Origin of the sequence: Streptomyces sp. NPDC058964, assembly GCF_042741275.1 — a bacterium.
Taxonomy (GTDB): Bacteria; Actinomycetota; Actinomycetes; order Streptomycetales; family Streptomycetaceae; genus Streptomyces.
This window is the reverse complement of the sequence record NZ_JBHYKH010000477.1, coordinates 1-1,256: the sequence shown is the minus strand read 5'-3', so window position 1 is coordinate 1,256 and position 1,256 is coordinate 1. Positions and strand designations below refer to the sequence as shown.

The window sequence follows — 1,256 nt, the reverse complement described above, 5'->3', positions numbered from 1 at the left end:
CCCCGCACTCGTGATCGTGGTCGCAGTGGTGGCTGCCGTCCATGGGGGCATGCTCGCCCGCAGGCACGGAGCTACCTACCCCACCGCATTCACCCGCGCCGCCATCACCTTCGCCGCCGTGACCTACGTGTTCCTGGCGCTTGTCAGGACTCCGTACGCCGTGTGCCTCCCGTCAGGGCCGTGCTCAGGGCGCTGCGCCGTCGGATGCCCAACTTGCGGTAGCTGTGCGTCAGATGGGTCTCCACGGTGCGGCGGGCCAGGTGCAGCAGATCCGCGATCTCCGCGTTGGTGCGTCCTTCCGCGGCCAGTTCGGCGATCCGGCGCTCGCTGTCGGTGAGCGAGGCGGCACCGATCCGCGTCGTCGGACGGCGCGCGCCGCTCGCCCGCAGTGTCTGTTCCGCCTGGTCCCGCAGCCGTACCGCGCCCAGGCGTTCGGCGAGCCCGGCCGCCTCCCGCAGGATGCCGCGGGCGCGGGACGACTCGCCCGAGGCGGTCAACTGGCGGCCCACGGCCAGCAGCGCCGCCACGAGCTCCAGTCCTGCCGGGCCGCCACGCAGCAGCCGCACGGCCTCCTCGGCCAAGTCCAGACCCCGGCGTCCTCCAGTCGCGGTGCCGAGGACCCGCAGTGCCCGGCCGACCGTGCGGGGTGTGTTCCACGCGCGGGCCAGGCGCAGCTCCTCCTCCGCCAGGGCGATCGCCTCCCGCGGCATCCCCAGGGTCAGATGGCACTCGGCGGCGGCAGTGCGCCAGGGGGTGACGACCGGGCTGAACACCTCCCGGGCCGACTGGCGGCGCCCGCACTCCAGGAAGTCGTGCAGGGCTCCCGGCAGGTCACCGTTCGCGGCGCGCAGGCGTCCGCGCGCGTACAGGAACCGGTTCAGCTCCCAGGACTCCGGCGCTGTCCGCAGGTCGAAGGCTCCGGCAAGACGTTCGGCGTCGTTGACGCGGCCTGTCTCCACGAGTGCCGTCAACGCGTGGGCATGGGCGTTCCTCGGGGTCGCGGTGGCGGGCAGCGGGTCGGCCAGAAGGCGCGTGAAGTCACCTCGTGCCGCGATGATGTCCAGACGGGTGTCGAGGAGCGCCTCCTGCATGGGGTGCAGTACGTCGGGGCGCTGCCCGGCCAGGCCGCGCTCCACCAGCCTGTCGGCTTCGTCGAGTTCGTCGGCCCACTGGGCGACTGCGGCGGCCGTCCCCAGCAGGTACGGCTCGGACAGCGGGTCGGCCGGCTCCGCCAGCAGACCCCGCAGGTGTAGCAT

Annotated in this window: 1 protein-coding gene; it reads right to left on the bottom strand. The window is 73.3% G+C overall.

The annotated features are described in order from the left end of the window. Positions 1-143: 143 nt before the first annotated feature. On the bottom strand, positions 144-1,256 hold a 1,113-nt coding region (locus ACFW2E_RS37555; RefSeq protein ID WP_384473742.1), incomplete at its 5' end, for a LuxR C-terminal-related transcriptional regulator.